General features: G+C 59.3%; 1 pseudogene. It reads left to right on the forward strand.

What is annotated here, in order from left to right:
• Positions 1 to 122: 122 nt before the first annotated feature.
• Positions 123 to 511: pseudogene (locus R5H23_RS16905) on the forward strand (hypothetical protein); the annotation flags it as partial.

Here is a 511-nt window from a genome sequence, read left to right on the forward strand (position 1 = left end):
ATCAATGCCGGGACGAATACGACCGGCAACCAGAGCTGGGTTGTGTCCGGACAGAGCCAGCTTCCTTCGGGGTACAGCTTTGACGCCATAGGATCGAGCACCGGCATTTCCCGGGTGAGCCAATGAAGCGGCTTCTCGACAGAGCTGGACGGCTCGGAGGCGCAAGCCTTCTGGTTCTAGCGCTTGCAACCGTCGCGGCCCCGAAACCGGCTTATGCCTTTTTTGATTCAGCCGCGATCGTAGGCGCGATCAGTACGCTCCAGGGCGCGATGAACAGTGTCATAACGACGGCCCAGAAAGTCCTGAACAGCACGCTTGGCCTCATTAACGGCAGTCTGGGAGACGGCTTTACGCAGCTGAGCAACTACATGAAGGCGCAGGTTGGGGCGCAGGAACAGATCGCAGACGCCAACAACATGGTTCAGGCCGAGCTTGACCGAGACGTCCGGGCGGCTCAGCAGCGGGACAACCATGCGACCAACCGGCAGGATTGTCTTAATCTTGAAGGTGG

It is taken from the genome of Gluconobacter sp. GP1 (assembly GCF_032913585.1).
Lineage (GTDB): Bacteria > Pseudomonadota > Alphaproteobacteria > Acetobacterales > Acetobacteraceae > Gluconobacter > Gluconobacter cerinus.